General features: G+C 34.8%; 14 protein-coding genes. 6 read left to right on the forward strand and 8 right to left on the reverse strand.

Features of this window, described 5'->3' with window-relative positions; genetic code table 11:
• Nucleotides 1-185: 185 nt before the first annotated feature.
• Nucleotides 186-1,226 carry a M23 family metallopeptidase gene (locus KMW28_RS15075; RefSeq protein WP_169662563.1) on the forward strand — a complete coding sequence of 347 codons (1,041 nt, stop codon included), beginning with the start codon at nucleotides 186-188 and terminating at the stop codon, nucleotides 1,224-1,226.
• A gap of 52 nt (nucleotides 1,227-1,278) precedes the next feature.
• Here KMW28_RS15075 and KMW28_RS15080 read toward each other — a convergent pair whose 3' ends face one another.
• The 5 genes from KMW28_RS15080 to KMW28_RS15100 form a co-directional block, all read right to left on the reverse strand.
• Nucleotides 1,279-2,184: a Ppx/GppA phosphatase family protein gene (locus KMW28_RS15080; protein WP_169662564.1), complete on the reverse strand. Its 906-nt coding sequence runs from the start codon at nucleotides 2,182-2,184 to the stop codon at nucleotides 1,279-1,281.
• A 276-nt stretch (nucleotides 2,185-2,460) separates the two neighbouring features.
• Entirely contained in the window at nucleotides 2,461-3,771 is a 1,311-nt protein-coding gene (locus tag KMW28_RS15085) for an ammonium transporter (RefSeq protein WP_169662565.1), read from the reverse strand.
• 319 nt (nucleotides 3,772-4,090) lie between these two features.
• Nucleotides 4,091-4,732 (reverse strand): pyridoxamine 5'-phosphate oxidase, encoded by a 642-nt coding sequence (pdxH, locus tag KMW28_RS15090; RefSeq protein WP_169662566.1) that lies wholly within the window; start codon nucleotides 4,730-4,732, stop codon nucleotides 4,091-4,093.
• A 7-nt stretch (nucleotides 4,733-4,739) separates the two neighbouring features.
• The gene (locus KMW28_RS15095) at nucleotides 4,740-6,341 is read right to left on the reverse strand and encodes an NAD(P)/FAD-dependent oxidoreductase (protein ID WP_169662567.1); all 1,602 of its coding nucleotides are present in this window, start codon (nucleotides 6,339-6,341) and stop codon (nucleotides 4,740-4,742) included.
• A gap of 140 nt (nucleotides 6,342-6,481) precedes the next feature.
• A complete protein-coding gene (locus KMW28_RS15100; RefSeq protein WP_066205166.1) occupies nucleotides 6,482-7,252 on the reverse strand; it encodes a hypothetical protein in 771 nt (256 codons plus the stop codon).
• 213 nt (nucleotides 7,253-7,465) lie between these two features.
• Between KMW28_RS15100 and KMW28_RS15105 the strand changes: the two genes are divergently transcribed.
• Together KMW28_RS15105 and KMW28_RS15110 are read left to right on the forward strand one after the other, a co-directional pair.
• Complete coding sequence (locus KMW28_RS15105; RefSeq protein WP_169662568.1) at nucleotides 7,466-8,629, forward strand: glycosyltransferase; 1,164 nt, start codon at nucleotides 7,466-7,468, stop codon at nucleotides 8,627-8,629.
• Nucleotides 8,626-9,885, forward strand: coding sequence for a glycosyltransferase family 4 protein (locus KMW28_RS15110; protein WP_169662569.1), 1,260 nt, complete (start codon nucleotides 8,626-8,628; stop codon nucleotides 9,883-9,885). Before KMW28_RS15105 ends, KMW28_RS15110 begins: the two co-directional genes overlap by 4 nt.
• Nucleotides 9,886-10,095: 210 nt before the next feature.
• Here the strand turns inward: KMW28_RS15110 and tig are convergent, their stop codons facing one another.
• Nucleotides 10,096-11,430 (reverse strand): trigger factor, encoded by a 1,335-nt coding sequence (gene tig, locus KMW28_RS15115; RefSeq protein WP_169662570.1) that lies wholly within the window; start codon nucleotides 11,428-11,430, stop codon nucleotides 10,096-10,098.
• 439 nt (nucleotides 11,431-11,869) lie between these two features.
• Here tig and KMW28_RS15120 point away from each other — a divergent pair, with 439 nt between their 5' ends.
• Nucleotides 11,870-14,089, forward strand: coding sequence for a RelA/SpoT family protein (locus KMW28_RS15120; protein ID WP_066205155.1), 2,220 nt, complete (start codon nucleotides 11,870-11,872; stop codon nucleotides 14,087-14,089).
• 207 nt (nucleotides 14,090-14,296) lie between these two features.
• The gene (locus KMW28_RS15125; protein WP_066205153.1) at nucleotides 14,297-17,356 is read left to right on the forward strand and encodes a GAF domain-containing protein; all 3,060 of its coding nucleotides are present in this window, start codon (nucleotides 14,297-14,299) and stop codon (nucleotides 17,354-17,356) included.
• 69 nt (nucleotides 17,357-17,425) lie between these two features.
• Here KMW28_RS15125 and KMW28_RS15130 read toward each other — a convergent pair whose 3' ends face one another.
• Both KMW28_RS15130 and KMW28_RS15135 read right to left on the reverse strand, forming a co-directional pair.
• Nucleotides 17,426-18,598: a trans-sulfuration enzyme family protein gene (locus tag KMW28_RS15130; RefSeq protein ID WP_169662571.1), complete on the reverse strand. Its 1,173-nt coding sequence runs from the start codon at nucleotides 18,596-18,598 to the stop codon at nucleotides 17,426-17,428.
• 135 nt (nucleotides 18,599-18,733) lie between these two features.
• Nucleotides 18,734-19,156 (reverse strand): OsmC family protein, encoded by a 423-nt coding sequence (locus tag KMW28_RS15135; protein WP_169662572.1) that lies wholly within the window; start codon nucleotides 19,154-19,156, stop codon nucleotides 18,734-18,736.
• An 86-nt stretch (nucleotides 19,157-19,242) separates the two neighbouring features.
• Here KMW28_RS15135 and KMW28_RS15140 point away from each other — a divergent pair, with 86 nt between their 5' ends.
• The gene (locus tag KMW28_RS15140; protein ID WP_066205147.1) at nucleotides 19,243-19,551 is read left to right on the forward strand and encodes a rhodanese-like domain-containing protein; all 309 of its coding nucleotides are present in this window, start codon (nucleotides 19,243-19,245) and stop codon (nucleotides 19,549-19,551) included.
• Nucleotides 19,552-19,557 lie beyond the last annotated feature (6 nt).

Below are 19,557 nucleotides of genomic sequence, written 5' to 3' on the forward strand. Positions count from 1 at the left end.
CAAATGGCTTCTGTATACAATTTGTTTTCAAAAATAACGTTAACCAAGAAGAATATTAAAAGTAAATGATTGTCTTTTAGTTCATTATTTTTTAACCTTGTAAATTAGAAATTAAACAGATAGACAAGCTTCAACATTGTAGCTAAGTGTATTATAAATAGATTATGTATTATACTTTTTGTAATGTGAGACCAAAAATCTCACAAGTACTTTTTTTAGCAACCATAGGTTTATTTTTATCTTCAGCATCTTTTGGTCAAGGATTCATCAAAAAGCTTTTTAAGAAAAAAGAAAAAGCCGAGATTCAGACTGCTACTATTGAAAAAGAAACTGTTGTTGAGGAAATCGCATCTACTCCTTTCTTATTAAGTAATGGAGAAATAGATTGTGCAGAAACTCAACTATTAGAACAACTCCCTACCCCTTATCAAAGAGAAAATTTAAACGAGAAAGAAACTTGCCCTGAATTGATAGAAATTCAAGCAGGGAAATTTGTTGATGCTACTTATATTAATGGTTTCGACTATTATAAAGCTTGGGACAACTATAACGTTAATCCGTACAACATCTCACATAAAGTTTTGAGCGATTCTGTACGACTACACCTTTATGACAGTGCTGATGCTGCTACGGCTTGGGCTTATCCTTTAGACAAACCAATGAGAGTGACTTCTAAATATGGTTTTAGAAGATGGAGGTTCCACCATGGTGTAGATGTAAAGGTGGCTATCGGCGATTCTATCCGTTCAATGTTTGATGGTGTTGTTCGTATTGCCAAGTACAATAGAAGAGGCTATGGTTACTATGTTATGGTTCGTCATAAAAACGGTCTTGAAAGTCTTTATGGGCATATGAGTCGTTACATTGTTAAACCTGGACAAGAAGTAAAAGCTGGAGAAGTAATTGGACTTGGTGGAAATACAGGTAGAAGTACTGGACCGCACCTTCACTTCGAAATCAGATACCAAGGGTATGGCTTTAATCCATCTGACATGGTTGATTTTGCAGAACATAAAATCGAGATCCCATCAGATTTTGATCTTACTGCTAAGAACTATGAATTACTTATTGAGTCGAAGAAAAGTGTTTATCACAGAATTCGCCCAGGAGATTCTCTTTGGAAAATCAGTAGAAAATATGGTACATCCATCACAAAAATATGTCGCTTAAACGGAATGTCTAAAAGAACTACTTTAAGAGTAGGCAGGACGATCCGGGTGAGATAAATAAAAAAACCTTTCAATTTAAATTGAAAGGTTTTTTTATGCATTTTAATTTTTAATCAGCTGCATTATATCCTCTTTTGTTCATCAAATAATGAAGGATACCATCTTTTAAGCCTACTCCTGGAACAATAATCTTTTCTGATCCTGCAATTTTCATCACATTAGTATAAATCTTTGAAGCAGGAATGATGACATCTGCTCTATCGTCATTCAACCTTAATTTTTTGATTCTTTCTTCAAGAGTAAACTCACTCAGCCAATCTTTCAACTTAAGTAATTCTTCTAGAGTTGTTGTCCGATCATCACTTTTCTTGTGTTTAGATAAATTAAACAACTTATTGATATTACCGCCAGTCCCTAAAGAAATCACCTCCTCATTAGGTGAAAAATAGGGTGCTGACTCTTTTTTATACCATTCTTCTATGTTATTAAATACAGCAGCAGCATCTTCTTTATCCAATTGTCGAACACTACCCATCTTGAAAGATTTTGAAGCTACTTTGGTATTATGCTTATAAAGGTTCAATTCTGTACTTCCTCCTCCAACATCAATATGCAAAACATTCCCCATCGGAATATGTGGATCGAGCGCATAGGATATCATTTCAGCTTCTACTTTACCGTCGATGATATCGATTTTAAGACCATCCTTATAATACACTCTATCTACAATTTCTTTTCCATTTCTAGATTCCCTCATGGCAGATGTAGCACAAGCGATATAATCGTCCACATCAGTAAGATCAAAAAGAGTAGAGAAAACTCTCATTAGTTTGACAAACTTTTCTTCTGTTGGACGAAGAATTTTACCAGTTTTAAATACATCTGTTCCTAGTCGAAGAGGAAAGCGCATATATTCAATTTTCTTAAATACAGTTTTTCCTGCTTTATCTTCATGGGTGGTCACCACTTGAAAACGGATCGCATTCGATCCTATATCTATAGATCCTAGTCTCAAAATATTAAGTGAAATTTATTGTAGTTATTTATTGTTCCTTTATCAAGGTTTTACCTTTTTCTAAACAAATCAAAAAAATGAGCTGCAATGTTTAGTTAAGTTGAAATATATAAAATATCAATGAGAGATTAAAGCTTGAAGGCTGACTTAACAAAGTGTGAGATGTTAAGCACAAAAAAAGAGGCACACTAAAATGTGCCTCCTTTGAACTATATCAACAAATAATAATACTTAGTCAATATAATGCATTGACAATCGTATCAATCAATTTCTTAATTAAATAGAGTCGAATGAACTTTCACCGTGGAAAGCCTCATCTATACCTTCTTTTTCTAGTTTGTCATCTACACGACCACCTTGTGTGATTAATGCAGTGATCTTAAAGATGATTGCAGAAGCAACACCAGAATAAATGATTGTTACTACAACTGCTTTTAACTGAACTAACACTTGACCAGCATTACCATATAAAGCACCTGCTGCACCGTTTACTTCAGGGTTAGCAAATACACCTGTTAATACTGCACCTACAATACCCACCAAACCATGGATACCGAATACATCTAGTGTATCATCATAACCTAATTTTTCTTTTAATTTGATTACACCCCAGAAACCAACTGCTCCAGAAACCAAACCAATAACTAATGCACCAGAAACATCAACATATCCAGATGCGGGAGTAATACCTACCAAACCGGAAATTACACCAGATGCTGAACCTAATAAAGTTGGTTTTTTCTCCATAGTTAACCATTCCATAAGCAACCAAGCCATACCACCTGCTGCTGCTGCAACGTTAGTAACCATCATAGCATTCGCTGCAATAAAATCAGCTGCTAATTGAGAACCACCATTAAATCCAAACCATCCGAACCATAATAATGCTGAACCTAATACCATTAGTTTAATTGAAGAAGGCTTGTTTGACGTTTCATCTTTCGATAAACGCTTACCTAACATTAACGCTAAAACAAGTCCTGAAATACCTGCGTTAATGTGAATTACAGTACCACCAGCAAAATCTAATTCACCATCTTGACTTAGGAAACCACCTCCCCAAACCCAGTGGGCAATTGGAGAATAAACAAGGGCTACCCAAAGAATTGAGAAAATAATCCAAGTAGAGTATTTTACTCTTTCGATAATTGAACCACTTACAAGTGCAACTGCAATTGCTGCAAAAGTACCTTGGAACATGATAAATAAGATTCTAGGAATAGTACCTTCTACATCTGTAATTTTTACGTCTGCTAAAAGAAATGAAGTGAAATCTCCGATGTAAGCATTACCTTTTCCGAATGCTAGGCTATAACCAATAATTACCCATACTAGAGTACCTGTACAGAATGCAGTATAACTCATACCAATAGTATTCAATACTGTTTTTCTTTGTGCAAGACCTCCATAGAATAACGTTAAACCTGCAGGTGTCATAAGCATAACCAATGCTGTTGCAATTAACATCCAAGCAGTATCGCCAGTGTTAATAGTAGCTGCATCTGCAGAATAGCCTAATGTAGGCAAAAGGAGAACCGATAGTAATAACGCCACACTTTTAGCGTTGAAACTTTTTAATGAAATCATAATTTAAATAGGTGAGTTGTGTTAGTATTTTTCAATTTTACAGCACAAACTTATGAAGTTTTCAACATAAAGTCCAAATATTTAACTAATTAATATTCCTACTTAGGTTGTTTTTCAACCCAAATAATAGTTAACAATATGTTTTTAAACATAAATTAGGTTGATTTTTTACCATAAAAATCAATTTCAACCGATAATTACCAACAAATAGATTATTTAAATAACTAAACCTTTATTTTTATCAAAAAATTTAAACTCGCCATCCATTTTTTAGCTTAAAAACAAAAAAGTCACCCATTTTCATGGATGACTTCCTTATTTATGGAGCAAGTCTTGATCTTTCCCAAATTCCCTGCTCATTTAATTCATATTGTATTCGATCGTGTAACCTCGAAGGTCTACCCTGCCAAAACTCTATTCTTGTGGGCTTCACTGCGAATCCTCCCCAATGTGGTGGTCGAGGAACTTTAGTGATAAACTTAGCTGCATATTTTGCGAAACGAGTAACAATCACATTTTTTGATGAAATCTTAGAACTTTGTTCCGAAGCCCACGCCCCTACTTTACTTTTATAGGGTCTTGATGCAAAGTAGGTATCCGAAACCTCTTCCGATACTTTCTCTACTGTTCCTTCTATACATACCTGCCTTTCCAGTTCGGGCCAAAAGAAGTTCATAGCTACTTTTTTTGTATCCTGAAGAGCTTGCCCTTTTCTACTGTTGTAATTGGTATAAAAAACAAAAGCATCGTCTTCCACTCCTTTTAATAGCACAGTTCTAGAAGAAATTGTTCCCTCCTTAGATACTGTTGCTACATTAACAGCAGTGGGTTCCATTACTTCTGCTTTAATAGCTTCTTCTAACCAAATTTCGAATTGTTGGATTGGCTGCTCTAAAACATCGGATTCTTCTAATGCTTTTTTAGAGTAATCTTGACGAATGTCTGCTATTTTAGATTTCATATATTTATTATTTTGATGCGGCATCTTTTACGCCACAATACATTTCTGCAATTCTATTCGCACACAATTCACCGTCCATTGCAGCTGACGCAATACCGCCAGCATAACCTGCTCCTTCACCAGAAGGGAACAATCTTTTTAATTGTGTATGCTCACAAGTTTCCTTTTCTCTAGGAATTCTAACAGGAGACGATGTTCTACTTTCCACACCTACGATTTGTGCTTCGTTGGTTAAGTATCCTTTCATCTTTTTACCAAAATCTTTAAAACCAAATTTTAAACGATGGGCTAAAGCTTCTGGTAAAACCTCTCTCATATCTACTGATAACAATCCAGGTTGATAAGATGTTTCGTTTAATTCTTGAGAAACTTTCCCTTGAACAAAATCAACCAATCTTTGTGCTGGAGCTACTTGAGTTCCTCCTGCAACCACACAGGCTTGCTTTTCTATAGCTGCTTGAAACTCCATGGCTGCCAATTCTCCATATTTTTCGATATATGGTGCGAATTCATCATCATCCACAGAAACAACAATTCCAGAATTAGAGAATTTTGAATCTCTTCGAGAAGGTGACATACCATTGACAACCACCTCACCCGGCGCTGTAGCTGAAGGAACAATAAATCCACCCGGGCACATACAGAAAGAAAACACTCCTTTTTTCTGTCCTTTGTACCCTACTTGAGAAACCAACGAATACGCTGCTGCAGGTAGGAATTCACCTCTATCTCTATCTTGCAAGTGATATTGCACCTTATCAATTAATCCTTGAGGATGTTCGATTCTCACACCTAAAGCAAATGGCTTTCTTTCAATTTGTATTTCCTTTTGATGCAATAACCTGAAAATATCTCTTGCTGAATGCCCTGTTGCTAATAACACTGCCTCTCCTTCGAATTTATCTCCATTTTGAGTAACAACTCCTTTTATTTCATCTTTCTCTAAGATAAAATCAGTTACTCTGGTTTCGAAATGAACCTCTCCGCCAGCGTTTAATACACTTTCTCTCATCTCTGCAATTACCTTTGGTAATTTATTGGTACCAATATGAGGATGAGCATCAATTAATATTTCTTCTGAAGCAGAGTGAGCAACAAAAATTTCACAGATTCTTCTAAAATCACCTCTCTTTTTAGATCGAGTATACAGTTTACCATCAGAATAGGTACCTGCACCACCTTCACCAAAGCAATAATTAGAATCTTCGTTGACTATATTTTTCTTATTGATGTTAGCAAGATCTCTTCTCCTTTTCTGTACATCGTTACCTCTTTCAATAATGATAGGTTTGATACCTAGTTCTAGAAAACGAAGTGCAGCAAAAAGACCAGCAGGACCTGCTCCAACAATAATTACTCTTTTACTATTACTTACTTCTTGATAATCCTTCTTATAACTGATCGACAAAGAAGGTTTCTCGTTCACAAAGATTTCCGCTTGAACGTTCACCTTCACTTTTTGCTTACGTGCATCTACAGAACGACGCGTCATTCGAACAGTCACATCTTTCTCGTTTTGCAACTTTTCTTTTCTAAGGACAAACGTTTTAAAGTTGTCATCATCAAAAGCCACATTTGGAGGTACTACGTATTGAGAAACTTTTTTCATGTAAAAGCGGATTTATTAATCATTTAAACGAAATGCAAAATTAGCTAATTCGCGTGAAGTTATGGATATGCAAAACATCATTAACAAAAAAAGCAGTCGAAATTTCGACTGCTTCTCTCATTATCAAAGGTAAACGTTAATTAGTTCACTTTTTCTGATAACTCTTGTACTTTATCGTAAGCATCTTTTTTACCTGCTTCGAAAGATTTTTTGTACAACTCTAAAGCTTCTTTATAAGTAGCTTTCTTTTTCTTTGGAGCTAATTTAGTTCTGTTTGCCGCTTCTTCTAAAGCTTCTGCTTGTGCATAGTATGCATCTGCTTCGGTTTTCTTTGCTTGAACCATCAACTCTTGAATTCTATTTTTCTGAAGAGTAATTTCTTCATTGTTTTTCTGAATTTGCACTTCTTGATCAGAAAGTTCTTTGGCTTGTAAATCAACTGTTTTGATTAACGCTTTATTTTCTGATTGTAAGTTAGCTACATTTTCCTTCAGCTTTTCGATCTCTTGAGATTTCTGATCCAACTGTTGTCTTAACTTTCTAATGGTATTAGCCAATGCACTGTTCTTCGCATTTGATTTTGCCAAGCTAGTTTCCATTTGCTCCATACGTTGCTCTGATTCTTTCATGTAAGCATCGATAGCACGGATTTTCTCTTCGTATGTTTTTCCTGAAATACCTTTCTCCATATCAATGTACAGAAGGTTTCTCGAGGCATCTATAGAGTCGATTAAAGCTCCTACTTCGTTTAATGTCTGAGCTGCCGCCTCTGCTCTTGCTAAATCTTCTTGAAGTTTTGCGTTCGTCTCCTTTAATTGTTCGTTTTCTTCTTTAATGCCACATGCACCAAAAACAAATGCTAACGCTACAATCAATAGAGCTTTAGTTTTTGTAAAATTCTTTAGCTTCATTTTTTCTCGTATTAGTATAATCTATTACTTCAGACTATGACAAATGTAAATTCTTTTATGTAACTATCAAAAATAGTCTCATTTTTTTCAAAACTTTAAAAATTTTCATCAAACACATGGAAACATTGATATTAAAAGGGAAATATCTATAAATTTGTACCGAAAACTATCATTTCTCCTGCTACTATTTTTTTAACTCAGGAGATTTTTCACATGGAGAAAAAGAAAATACTAAGGATTATTGCTCGACTTAACGTTGGAGGTCCTGCTATTCACACATCGATATTATCTGAACAATTCAAAAACAATGAATTCGATACACTTTTAGTTGCTGGAAAAGTACCAGACAATGAAGGAGATATGAGTTACATTGCTAAAGATCGAGGGGTTGAGGTAACTTATTTAAATACGTTACAAAGGGAATTATCTCCCTTTAATGATATTAAGTCTGTTCTAGAAATTAGAAAAATCATTAAGGAATATCAGCCTGATATTGTACATACTCATACTGCAAAAGCAGGATTTGTAGGTAGAGCTGCTGTTATTTTATCAAACTTTTTCTCAAGAAAAAAAATAAAATCAGTCCATACATTCCATGGTCATGTTTTTAATGGATATTTTTCACCTTTAAAAACAAAGGTTTTTCTATTAATAGAAAGAACGCTAGCTAAGTTCACAGATGTAATCGTTACAATTACGGATAAACAACAAAAAGAGATTTTATCGTTGGGTATCGGAAAAGAAGGTCAACATCAAATGATTCCATTAGGGCTAGATTTAGAAAAATTTTACCATAATTCGGAAAAAAACTATCTTTTTGACCAATATAATATCAAGAAAGATATTAAATTAGTTGGCGTCATTGCTCGATTTACTCAAATAAAAAACCTTAAACTGTTTATTGATACTGCCAAAATAATCCTTAATACTCGGAACGATATTCACTTTTTTATGGTTGGTGACGGTGAGGACAGAAGTATTCTGGAAGATCATGTAAAAGAATTAAATCTAGAAAAAAATATCACTTTTACTGGTTTTTTAAAGGATCTTCCTGCTGTTTATTCAAGTTTGGATTTAGTTTTGCTTACTTCTAACAATGAAGGTTCCCCTGTTTCGATTATTGAAGCGATGACCAATGGAAAAGTTGTTGCTTCCACTGCTGTTGGGGGAGTCCCTGATTTATTCACTGATTTTGGGAAAAAATATTTAGTAAATAAAAATGATGCTAATGCACTTGCTGTTGCGGCGTTAAGCCTACTCGGAGATACTTCTACATACAAAAGATTTATCGAAGAACATCAAGACCCAACATACAAAAAATATAATTACAGTCGACTCGTTACTGATTTGACAAAAACTTATAAAGAATTAACATGAACCAATCCACATTATTGCTGAGCTTAACAATTGGTGCAATTATCTCCTTTATTATTACCAGAATACTTATAAAACAAGCTATCCGTTATAATATTGTAGATAAACCTCGAGCCGATCGTTTTCACACAAAAACCACAGCCTTAATGGGTGGCATTGCTATCGTAATGTCTTTTATTATAGGAGCTACACTTCTAGAAATTCTACCTCTATTATGGTCTTCAATAGCTGTATGTGGTATTACTCTTTCAATCTACTTATTATTTAACAATAAAAGGAGAAGAGCTATTGCGAGCTGTTTTATAACAGTATTACTTTGTACTGCTTCTATATTATATTTATATCCTGAGAATGTCGTAGAAAACCAATACGTTTGGTTATTTACAGGTGGACTTATCATTTTCTTCACTGGAGCATTTGATGACAAGTCTAAAGCAATGGAACCTAAAGTAAAATTGTTCTTCCAAATTGTAGCTGGCTCAATTGCTATTACTGTTGTTGGAAGTGCAGAATTTCTACCTCCAGTTTTAAGTCAACTTTTCACCTTCTTTTGGATTATCGGTGTAATTAACGCCCTTAATTTAATTGACAACATGAATGGTTTATCACCAGGAGTGGCTGCTTTAATTGCATTATCATTCGGTATTTTTGCCAATATTTATTTCAATAATGTTGAAGTTGCCGCGGTAAGTTTAATGCTTGCTGCTGTTCTAATCGGATTTCTACCAAACAACTTCCCTAATGCCCGTATTTTTATGGGAGACTCGGGTAGTATGTTTTTAGGATATATATTATCGATGATTGGTGTTTCTTTATCATGGCAAACACCAGAGATTAACATTGGTATCCTTACTCCTATTTTACTTATTTCATATCCAATATTTGATGTTACTTTTGTTACTATTAACAGAATTAGATCTGGAAGACCTATTTATGTGGGCGGCAAAGATCACTCTTCACATTTATTGGTGAAGTATGGTTTATCTCCAAGAAATGCTGTCTTATTAATATATGCACTTTGCACACTAACTGCATTTATTACCTATTATATTAATACATTGGACTTTGCTTACGCTAGCACAGCTTTAAGCGTGATTGTATTCACTTTTTCTATCTTAGGTTTGATGCTCACAAAATTGCATGATAAAGAATACATGAAAAAGAAAAATGAAACGGTGATCGGACAAGAATCTGAAGACGTTACTCGAATTACTTCGATTACTCCAAATGTTTCTAAGAAATATAGAAAAGTGGATTAGACTTGAAGATCCTACGAATAAAAATACTTTTGAGAACACCCACGATTGAAATTGTGGGTGTTTTTTTATTGTTTGAATTAAACAAGACTATTGCATTGATGATGCACGTAGAGAAACAGTGCAAGGTCCTTACAAAATGTTTCCGATAATAAAAAAGGTCATCTCACAAAAGCGTGAGATGACCTTTTATATTTTTAAAGCATCTGATGATTAACCAGCTACTTGCTCATTCTTTGCAGTTAAGAACTCTTCGAATTTCGCTAAATCAACTTCTTCAGTGTTTAAAGAAACTTTTTCTTTAGCAGCACCAAAGATCTTCTCGTTGTAAACTTGCTCATAAGTTTGCTCGAAGTACTTACCGTTTTCAGCAGTTAAGTAGTTTTGAACGAACTCACCCATTCTGTCATCTTCATCACCCATGAAGTTACCGAATTGAGCTTTGATTTGTTCTAAAGCAGCTGCTTCAACATCTTCTTTCTCTACTTTGATCTCAGCAGTTTCAGCAATTGCGTCAGAGATTGCTCTCCACTTCACTGCTTCTTCGAATTTACCGATGTTGTTTTCAACTTCCTCGTCAGTTGACTTAGGGTTGTTTTGCTTGAATACTGTTTTCAATAATTCAGCAGGAAGAGCGATTGGGTTAGCCTCAACTAATGCAGTACGAACGTTTTCGTTTGTTACGTTGTCAATTGCTTGTTGGTTAACTTCACCAATTGTCTTTTTCAATTCAGCTCTGAATTCTTCTTCGTTAGAAGCTTTATCAGGACCGATTACCATGTTAAAGAAATCTTGATCTAATTCTGGCTCGTGGTTACGAGTGATTTTAGTGATTTCGATAGAGAAGTTACCAGTGAATTTGTCAGCATCTTCTGTACCCAAGAACAAACCTAAACGCTTGCTATCTTCGTACATAGTGTCGATATCCAAAGTAACAACATCACCTACTTTCTTACCGATGAATTGATCAGCAATACCTTCAGCTAATTTGTCGTCTACATCAAATGCAGCACCTTCTTTAGAATACTCACCTGCTTCAGCTTTGAAAGTAGCAGTAACAACGTCAGCTTGAGCTACTTCTTCAGCGTCTTTCTTCGTTGGGTAAGACTCTTTTAACTTAACGATTGTGTTATCAACGTCAGCATCAGTAACTGTTAAGTTAAATGTATCTGCAGAAACACCTTCTGTTTTAAGTTCAAATTCTGGTAATAATAATTCGAATTCAACAGTTTGATCAGCACCCAATTGTTCTGGAGTGATAAAATCACCTTTGTAAATTGGTTGGAACAATGGTTTAACGTTATTGTCTTTCAAGTAAGTATCAACAGCTTTTCCAACAGTTTCGTTGAAAGTATCCATTTTCACTTGCTTTCCGTACATTTTTTCCACCATTGAAAAAGGTACTTTACCCGGACGGAAACCTTTCATATTAGCCGTTTTAGCATATTGCTTCAACTTGCTTTTATACTCAGTCATGTAATCCGCTTCAGTAACATTTACAGTTAACAAACCGTACGAGTTCTCCTGTTTATCTAATTTGAATTCCAAAGTTTTATGATTTTTGGTGTGACAAAATTCTAATTTTAATCAGAAAAAAAGACGAAATCTAACTTTCTGAGGTCGTATTTTGAAATTAGAGCAATAACAACAACTTTTTCCGCCATCAAATATTTGCCCTCCTTTCCTCTATATCAAGAAATTCCTTTTGTTTTTAACCTATTGATTTACAATAAAAAACAATCAATCCTCCTCTAGAGTTTTACCATAAACAAAATACCTAAAATAGACATTTTAATTTAAAGCGATGCAAAGGTAATGAACTCATTTTTAAAATCATTGATGTTAGGTCAAAAAAATGTAAACATCTGTTACTTACAATTTTATTTTATTATCTGATAAAACTTTGACAACACTACATTTTTTTACCTATTTTTATAGTTCTAAAATTTCAAAAAATTACATTATTGTTCGGTCATAGAATTAAGAGATGAAGATTGATTTAGAAAAAGAAAGGTTCGAGCTACTCAAAATGTATGGCAATTTGCTTAGGAAAGCACGCCCTTTTTTAAATGACCCTGATGATATTAAACAGATAAAAGCCGCCTTCTTGTTTGCTACCGATGCACATCAAGATATGAGAAGAAAATCGGGCGAACCTTTTATCTATCACCCTGTAGCGGTAGCAACCATTGCGACAGAAGAAATTGGTCTTGGTACCACTTCTATTATTGCTGCCCTTTTACACGATGTTGTTGAAGATACAGACTACACCCTAGAAGATATAGAAGAACGTTTTGGTCCTAAGGTAGCCCTTATTGTAAATGGCTTGACCAAGATTTCTGGTGCTGCACAAAAAGGTGGTTCACTGCAAGCAGAAAACTTTAGGAAAATGTTGCTTACCATTGCTGAGGATGTCAGAGTGGTATTAATTAAAATAGCCGACCGTTTGCATAACATGCGAACATTAAAGTCGATGCCAAAAGACAAGCAACTTAAAGTAAAAGCAGAGACAGAATATATCTACGCTCCGCTCGCCCACCGTTTGGGATTATACAATATTAAATCTGAATTAGAAGATTTAAGTTTAAAGTATTCTGATGGAGTTTTATACGACGAAATTTCTAGAAAACTAAGGGAATCAGAGGAAGCTCGAGAACACTTTACTAATGAATTTAAAACTCCCCTTATCGAGACTTTAGATAAGCAAGGATATAAATACACTATTAAATCAAGAACGAAATCCATCACTTCGATTGCGAATAAAATGAAAAAGCAACAAGTGCCGTTCGAGGAAGTTTTTGATTTATTCGCTGTTAGAATCATTTTTGATTGTCCGCGTGAGGTTGAAAAATCTACATGTTGGCACGTCTACTCTATTGTTACTGACTTCTACACTCCAAATGTAAGTCGTTTACGAGATTGGATTAGTATGCCAAAAGCCAATGGTTATGAGTCGTTACACACCACTGTAATGGGACATAATGGCCACTGGGTAGAAGTTCAAATCCGCTCGCTTCGAATGGATGAAATTGCCGAAAAAGGATATGCTGCCCATTGGAAATATAAGGAACAATCTGGCGGAGATGTAAACAAAGAAAAAGGTATCGAACATTGGTTAAACGAGGTTCGTTCCTTGATGGAAAACGATAAAGTAAATGCTGTTGAATTCTTAGATGATTTCAGAACAAGTTTATTCAACAAAGAAGTTTTTGTGTTTACTCCTAATGGCGATTTAAAAGTATTCCCACAAGGAGCAACAGTTTTAGACTTTGCTTTTGATATACATACAGAAGTTGGTGCCAAATGCTTAGGAGCAAAGATCAATGGTAAACTTGTTCCTTTGAGTTATCAATTAAATAATGGTGATCAGATAGAAATTCTTACTGCCAATCAATCTAAAGCAAACGAAGGTTGGCTTAAAATTGTAAGAACATCTAGAGCAAGAGCCAAAATCAAATCACACTTAAAAGAAGATCGAAAGAGAGTCGCTTCTATTGGACGTGAGATTATTGATAGAAAGTTCAAACAACTTAAAATCAAATATGATGATAGGATTGCTCAACAATTGAGAGACTTTTTCAACTTAAACAGTGAAACTGATCTTTATTATCAAGTAGGTGAAGGAATTATTGAACACAAAGAAATTAAAAAGTTCAAAGACCACCTAGAGCATAACAATCAGGTTAAGAAAAGAAAAATTGTTCCTGATTCTGCGAAAGAATTTAAAAATAAAATCAAGAATATACGTCAGGATGATGATGAGTTAGTGATCGGCGAAGATATGGATAACGTACATTATTCTATTGCCAACTGCTGTAACCCTATTCAAGGTGATGATATCTTTGGTTTTATTACTATTAATAATGGCATCAAAATACACCGTACCAACTGCCCTAACTCCATTGCTATGATGGCCAATTATGGTTATCGTATCATTAAAGCACGTTGGGCTTCGGAAAAAGAATCAAGTTTCGTTTCTAAGATTTCTATTGAAGGTACCGATAGAATAGGTTTAGTCAACGATGTAACTAGAATCATTACAAGTCGCTTGAAAGTAAATATCCGATCGATATCAATTGATACTCAGGATGGCATATTTAAAGGAACCATAGAAATTGCTGTAAAGCATCTGGATGAATTCGAGAAAGTAATTACAGAAATTAAAGCTATCGAGGGCATTATTCGAGTGAAACGATTCGATAATTGATTTTTTTTACTAAAAATATTACGCTGCAATGTGTTTACTCATATTGTGGCTTTTTTTTTGCCAATAACATAATGGATTTTAAGATTAAATTTTAGCATTTAAATAATATTAATCGAGTTAATTCGTTATTACATCAAATCAAAAAGTGAAATATATCATTGGTGATTTTTTCATCAATTATGCATATATCAATTAGCTGCAACAGACATGAAAACAGGATACTTAGATCAGGCATTATCTATCTACCAAGATCTTTCAAGAGCGTTAACTACTAAAGACTTGAGTAAGAAGATATTACAAACCATCCACTCTAGATCTATAGCGGAGAAGGCGTCTATAATTATTAAATCGGGTGATGATTTTATTCTGAAAGCATATAAGAAAAGAAATGAAGAAGACATTCATTTCTCTGATGAACATATTCAGGCAGAGAAAAATGAACTTCCATTAGCTATCCTACGCCAAATAAAGACACCAAAGTCGACCATTGTGGTAAATATGGATAAGGTCAATGAGCAAATCAAGACGGATGCTTATATCACTGAACATCAACCGCAATATTTAAATTTCATTCCTCTTTGGAATCAAGATACTATGATTGGCTTTTTGATGTTGGATCAATATCAAAATATCAATACGCCATCAGAACAAATTAAATTTTTGCAAGTACTAGCCCCTCAAATGGCTATTCTACTTCAAAAATCTTTCTTTGATATCACACATCAAGAAGTAAAAGAGGAAAAAGAAGACATACAGGCTAATAATACACAAATTAAAGGTTTTGAAATTCAGGCCATCCAAGAAGTGGGTCAGTTAATTGCAGCAACTGATAGCTTAGATAAGATGACGGTGACTGTATATGAAAAAATCAATCAAATATTAGATGCCAAAACATTGGATATTGGTGTGGTGAACAAAGAGACACATATGCTTGAGTTCCCAGCCACTTATGACAATGGCAACAAACTTCCTTTCAACTCATGTTCTTTAAACGAAGAGGATCGTTTATCTACTCTTTGTATCAAAAGTAATAAACCGATTCACATCAATAACTTTGATGAAGAAATCAGCAGCTACCTTCCTAAGTTCTACAGTAAATTCGATCATGAAGCAGAGAGTGCAGCAATTCAATCTCTAATTTATGTGCCTATTCAATATAAAAATGAAACGGTAGGTGTATTTACTGTCCAAACGGACAAGAAAGATGCTTATTCACTTCAGGATAAAATTCTTGTTCAGGGTATTGGTTCTTATATTGGTATTGCCATTGAGAATATTCGTCTAAAGGCAAAAACCAACGTTCAGTCTCAGGTATCTGAGGAACAAGAAGAACAGTTGACAATGGCCTACAATGCCTTGAAGAATTTGGGTGAAATTGGTCAGGACATTACGTCCAACCTTTCCATCGAAGGTATCTCGAATACAGCTTACGAGAGTTTGAATTCGATGATCGAAGCCCCTCTTTACTCTATGGGTATTTACAATAAAGAGAGAGGAGTCTTAGAAATTACGACGAATATTGAAAATGGAGAAAAATTACCTCCTAAAACAATTCGTCTTACTGATAATGACAAACTTTCGGTGATCTGTTTTAAACAGTTGAAAGAGATTGTTATTAACGATATCATGGTAGATTATAATCTTTATCTTCCAGATCAAGAATTACCAAAATCAGAATTATCAGGATTACCACAATCTTTGATTTATATTCCACTAATTGGTAAGGAAGGTACTTTGGGATTTATCACGATACAATCTTACCAAGCAAATGCGTTCGGCGAAAGAGCATTGAACTTAATGAAAAACATCGCGATCTATATTGGTATCGCCTTGGACAACGCATTAACATACGAAGGTCTTGAAGAAATTGTAGCCGACCGTACTGCCGAACTTCAACATCAAAAACAAGAAATCGAGAACAGTCGTGATCAAATCGAGCAATCGTATAAAAACGTACAATTGATCTCGAATATTGGTATCGAGCTATCATCAGACTTAAATACAGAAAATATCATCAAAACGTTGTATCAAAATATCTCCGATTTGATGAAAGTTGATTCTTTTGGTTTAGGTATATATCACCATAGAAGACAAGAAATTGAGTTTATTGGAGCTATGGAAAAAGGTAAGCAACTACCTGATTTCACCCACTCTATGGGGGACAATACTCGATTATCATCTTTATGTTTGAGGGAGAACAAGGAGGTGGTAATTAATGATATTACTACTGAAATATCCAATTACCTTGATTTAGGTGAGGATGCAGTCATTGATGTAAAAGCAGGTGAAATGCCAATGTCAGTGATTTATATTCCTTTAGTAACTAAAGAAAAACTGATGGGGGTAATTAGTGTACAAAGTTTTGATAAGAATGCATACACTGATAGACACGTAGATATCTTAAGAAACATTGCCGTATTATCTGCGATTGCGATTGATAATGCGAGTTCTTACGAAAAGATTGAAAGACAAAAAGAAGAACTTCAATCTACTTCTCAGAAAATTACGCAATCCATTAAGTATGCAAAACAAATTCAGGGTTCTATCTTGCCTAACCGTACTTTAATCAGAAGCTTATTACCTGATTCATTTATCTTCCACAAACCAAAAGATATTGTATCTGGCGACTTCTTCTGGTTCTTGGAGCATGGTAATAAAATATTCATTTCTACAGTAGATTGTAACAGTAATGGTGTACCGGGTGCGATGATGTCCATTATTGGTATTTCTTTATTCAGAGAGATCGTAGAAATTAGAGGTATTGTTTGTCCAGGAGAGATTTTGGAGGCAATGAATACCCGCTTGATGGCACATCTAAATCAAAGTACTAGCGATAATTCTGACTCTTTAGATGTATCGATGGTAGTCATTGACAAGGACAAAAATGTAATGGAATTTGCTGGAGCCAATACACAAATGGCTAGAGTTGTCAATAATAAGTTTTTCATCATCAAAGGTTCTAAACATACTATTGGTGGGGATCAACCTCAAAAAGGCGAAGCAATTAAATTCCAAAAGCATAGCTTCAATCTTGATGAAGACGCCAACTATTATTTATTTACGGATGGTTATCAGAAACAAATTGGAGGTAAAGACAAAGGGGAGTTTGGTAAAGAAAATTTCTTGAAATTGCTTTATCAAAATCATAAAGAAGAAAAAACGAAACAAAGAACAGCTGTTCGTAGAGCTTTCAACGACTGGATGGAAAACGAATTAACACAAACAGACGATGTTTTAGTGTTAGGTTTTAATCCTTCGAAAAGCTAATAAGAAAGATATAAGAAAGGCGATCATTACTGATCGCCTTTTTATTTATCTATAGATTTTAAACAATGACTATTTCATTGCTTGTTTGATATCTGCAATAATATCATCTACATGCTCCAATCCTACAGAGATTCTGATTAAACCAGGAGTAATACCTACTGCCAATCGTTCTTCTTCTGTCAATTTAGAGTGGGTAGTCGATGCCGGGTGTGTGGCAATTGTTCTTGTATCACCAAGGTTAGACGACTTAGAAATTAACTGTAAGCTGTTCCAGAATTTCTTTCCTGCTTCAACTCCACCTTTAATTTCGAAAGAGACCAATGCTCCACCTAATCTCATTTGCTTTTTAGCTAACTCGTGCCCAGGGTGTGATGGCAAGAATGGATATTTCACTAACTCTACTTCGTCCATTTGCTCTAAAGCTTTAGCTACTTTCATTGCACTCTCACAATGTTTTTCCATTCTGATCGATAAAGTTTCTAACGACTTAGAAAGAATCCAACCGTGGAATGGAGATAAAGCCGGTCCAGTGTGTCTAGACATAAACTTCACTTTATCCATTAATTCTTGAGAACCTAAAATTGCTCCTGCTAACACTCTACCCTGCCCATCAATAAATTTAGTTGCTGAGTGTGTAACAATATGTGCACCATGCTTCAATGGGTTTTGCAAATAAGGAGTAGCAAAACAGTTATCTACATTAAGGATGATGTTGTGTTTATCTGCAATTTTAGCCAATGCTTCAATATCGATAATATCCAACGCAGGGTTAGAAGGTGTCTCGATAAAGATCATTTTAGTCGTCGGCTGAATCGCTTTCTCAAAACCTTCCAAATCGTGAATATCCACATATGTATGCGATACTCCCCACTTTGGTAATAATTGTGTTAAGATCTGGTGAGTTGAACCAAATAAAGATCTTGAAGCCACAATATGATCACCTTGACTTACAAAAGAAGCAATACTTAAAAACATGGCTGCCATACCAGAAGAAGTAGCAATACCTGCTTCTGCTCCTTCCAATAATACCAATTTATTGATAAACTCGTCGTTATTCGGGTTAGAATATCTAGAGTAAATATTTCCGTCTACCTCATCAGAGAACAACGCATTCGCATGATCTGCATCTTCGAAAGTAAAACTCGATGTTGCATAAATCGGCACTGAATGCTCTCTGTTATGCGATCGCTGAGTCTGAGCTCTCACCGCAATCGTTTCAAACTTCTTATCTTCTTGGCTCATGTATTTTCTGTAAGTTAATTCTAGTTATAAATAGTATATGTTGATGTTTGGATGTCAAGAGTAACGCACACTTTATTTCTTTGATCAACTCAAAGACGTTTTATAAACATCAAATGTTCTTTCAAAATTAAACTATTATTTGATGATATTGAAAGAATGTGTAATTGTCGCAGTCGATTTCACCATTTCTGCTACAGAACAATATTTTTCTACCGCTAATTCTACTGCACGGGCAGCCTTTTTCTCATCAATTTCTCCGTAAAGATCAAAATGTACATTTACTTTCTCGAAAGGAGCTGGAGTACCATCTACTCTATCACCTTCTACATTAATCTTTACGTCTTTTACCTCTTGACGTTGTTTCTTTAATATATGGATCAGATCAAAAACTGCACAACCTGCTACTCCTGTTAATACTAATTGCATTGGAGAGAAAGCTGAACCTTGTCCCATACCGTCCATTTTTCCTTTACCTGCATCTATATGTAAAGTATTTCCTTCTTCTGAAGTTGCTTCAAAACGCACACCTTCATTTACTCTTTTTAGTTCAATTTTCATGAGTTTGTAAGTTTTTTTCTCGTTTAAATTTGTTACTAACACAAAGGTTTGATAAAATTACGTAAATGTAAACTAATTTAGGTACTATGAAAAGTATTACTGTACAAGAACTGAGAGAATTACAAGAATCAGGCGCAGACTTCCAACTAATTGACGTACGTGAAGACTACGAATTCGATGAGGCCAACCTAGGTGGTGAGCTTATTCCTTTGGCTACTGTAATTGATGAAGCTGATAAAATCAGTAAGGATAAAAGAGTAATTGTTCACTGTAGAAGTGGCAAACGTTCTGCTAACGCAATTGAAGCTTTAGAAGGAATGAAAGGTTATACTAACCTTGAAAACCTTGAAGGAGGTATCCTTGCTTACATCGACGAGTTTGGTCTAGAAGACTAATCTGTC

The organism is Flammeovirga yaeyamensis, from assembly GCF_018736045.1.
Taxonomy (GTDB): Bacteria; Bacteroidota; Bacteroidia; order Cytophagales; family Flammeovirgaceae; genus Flammeovirga; species Flammeovirga yaeyamensis.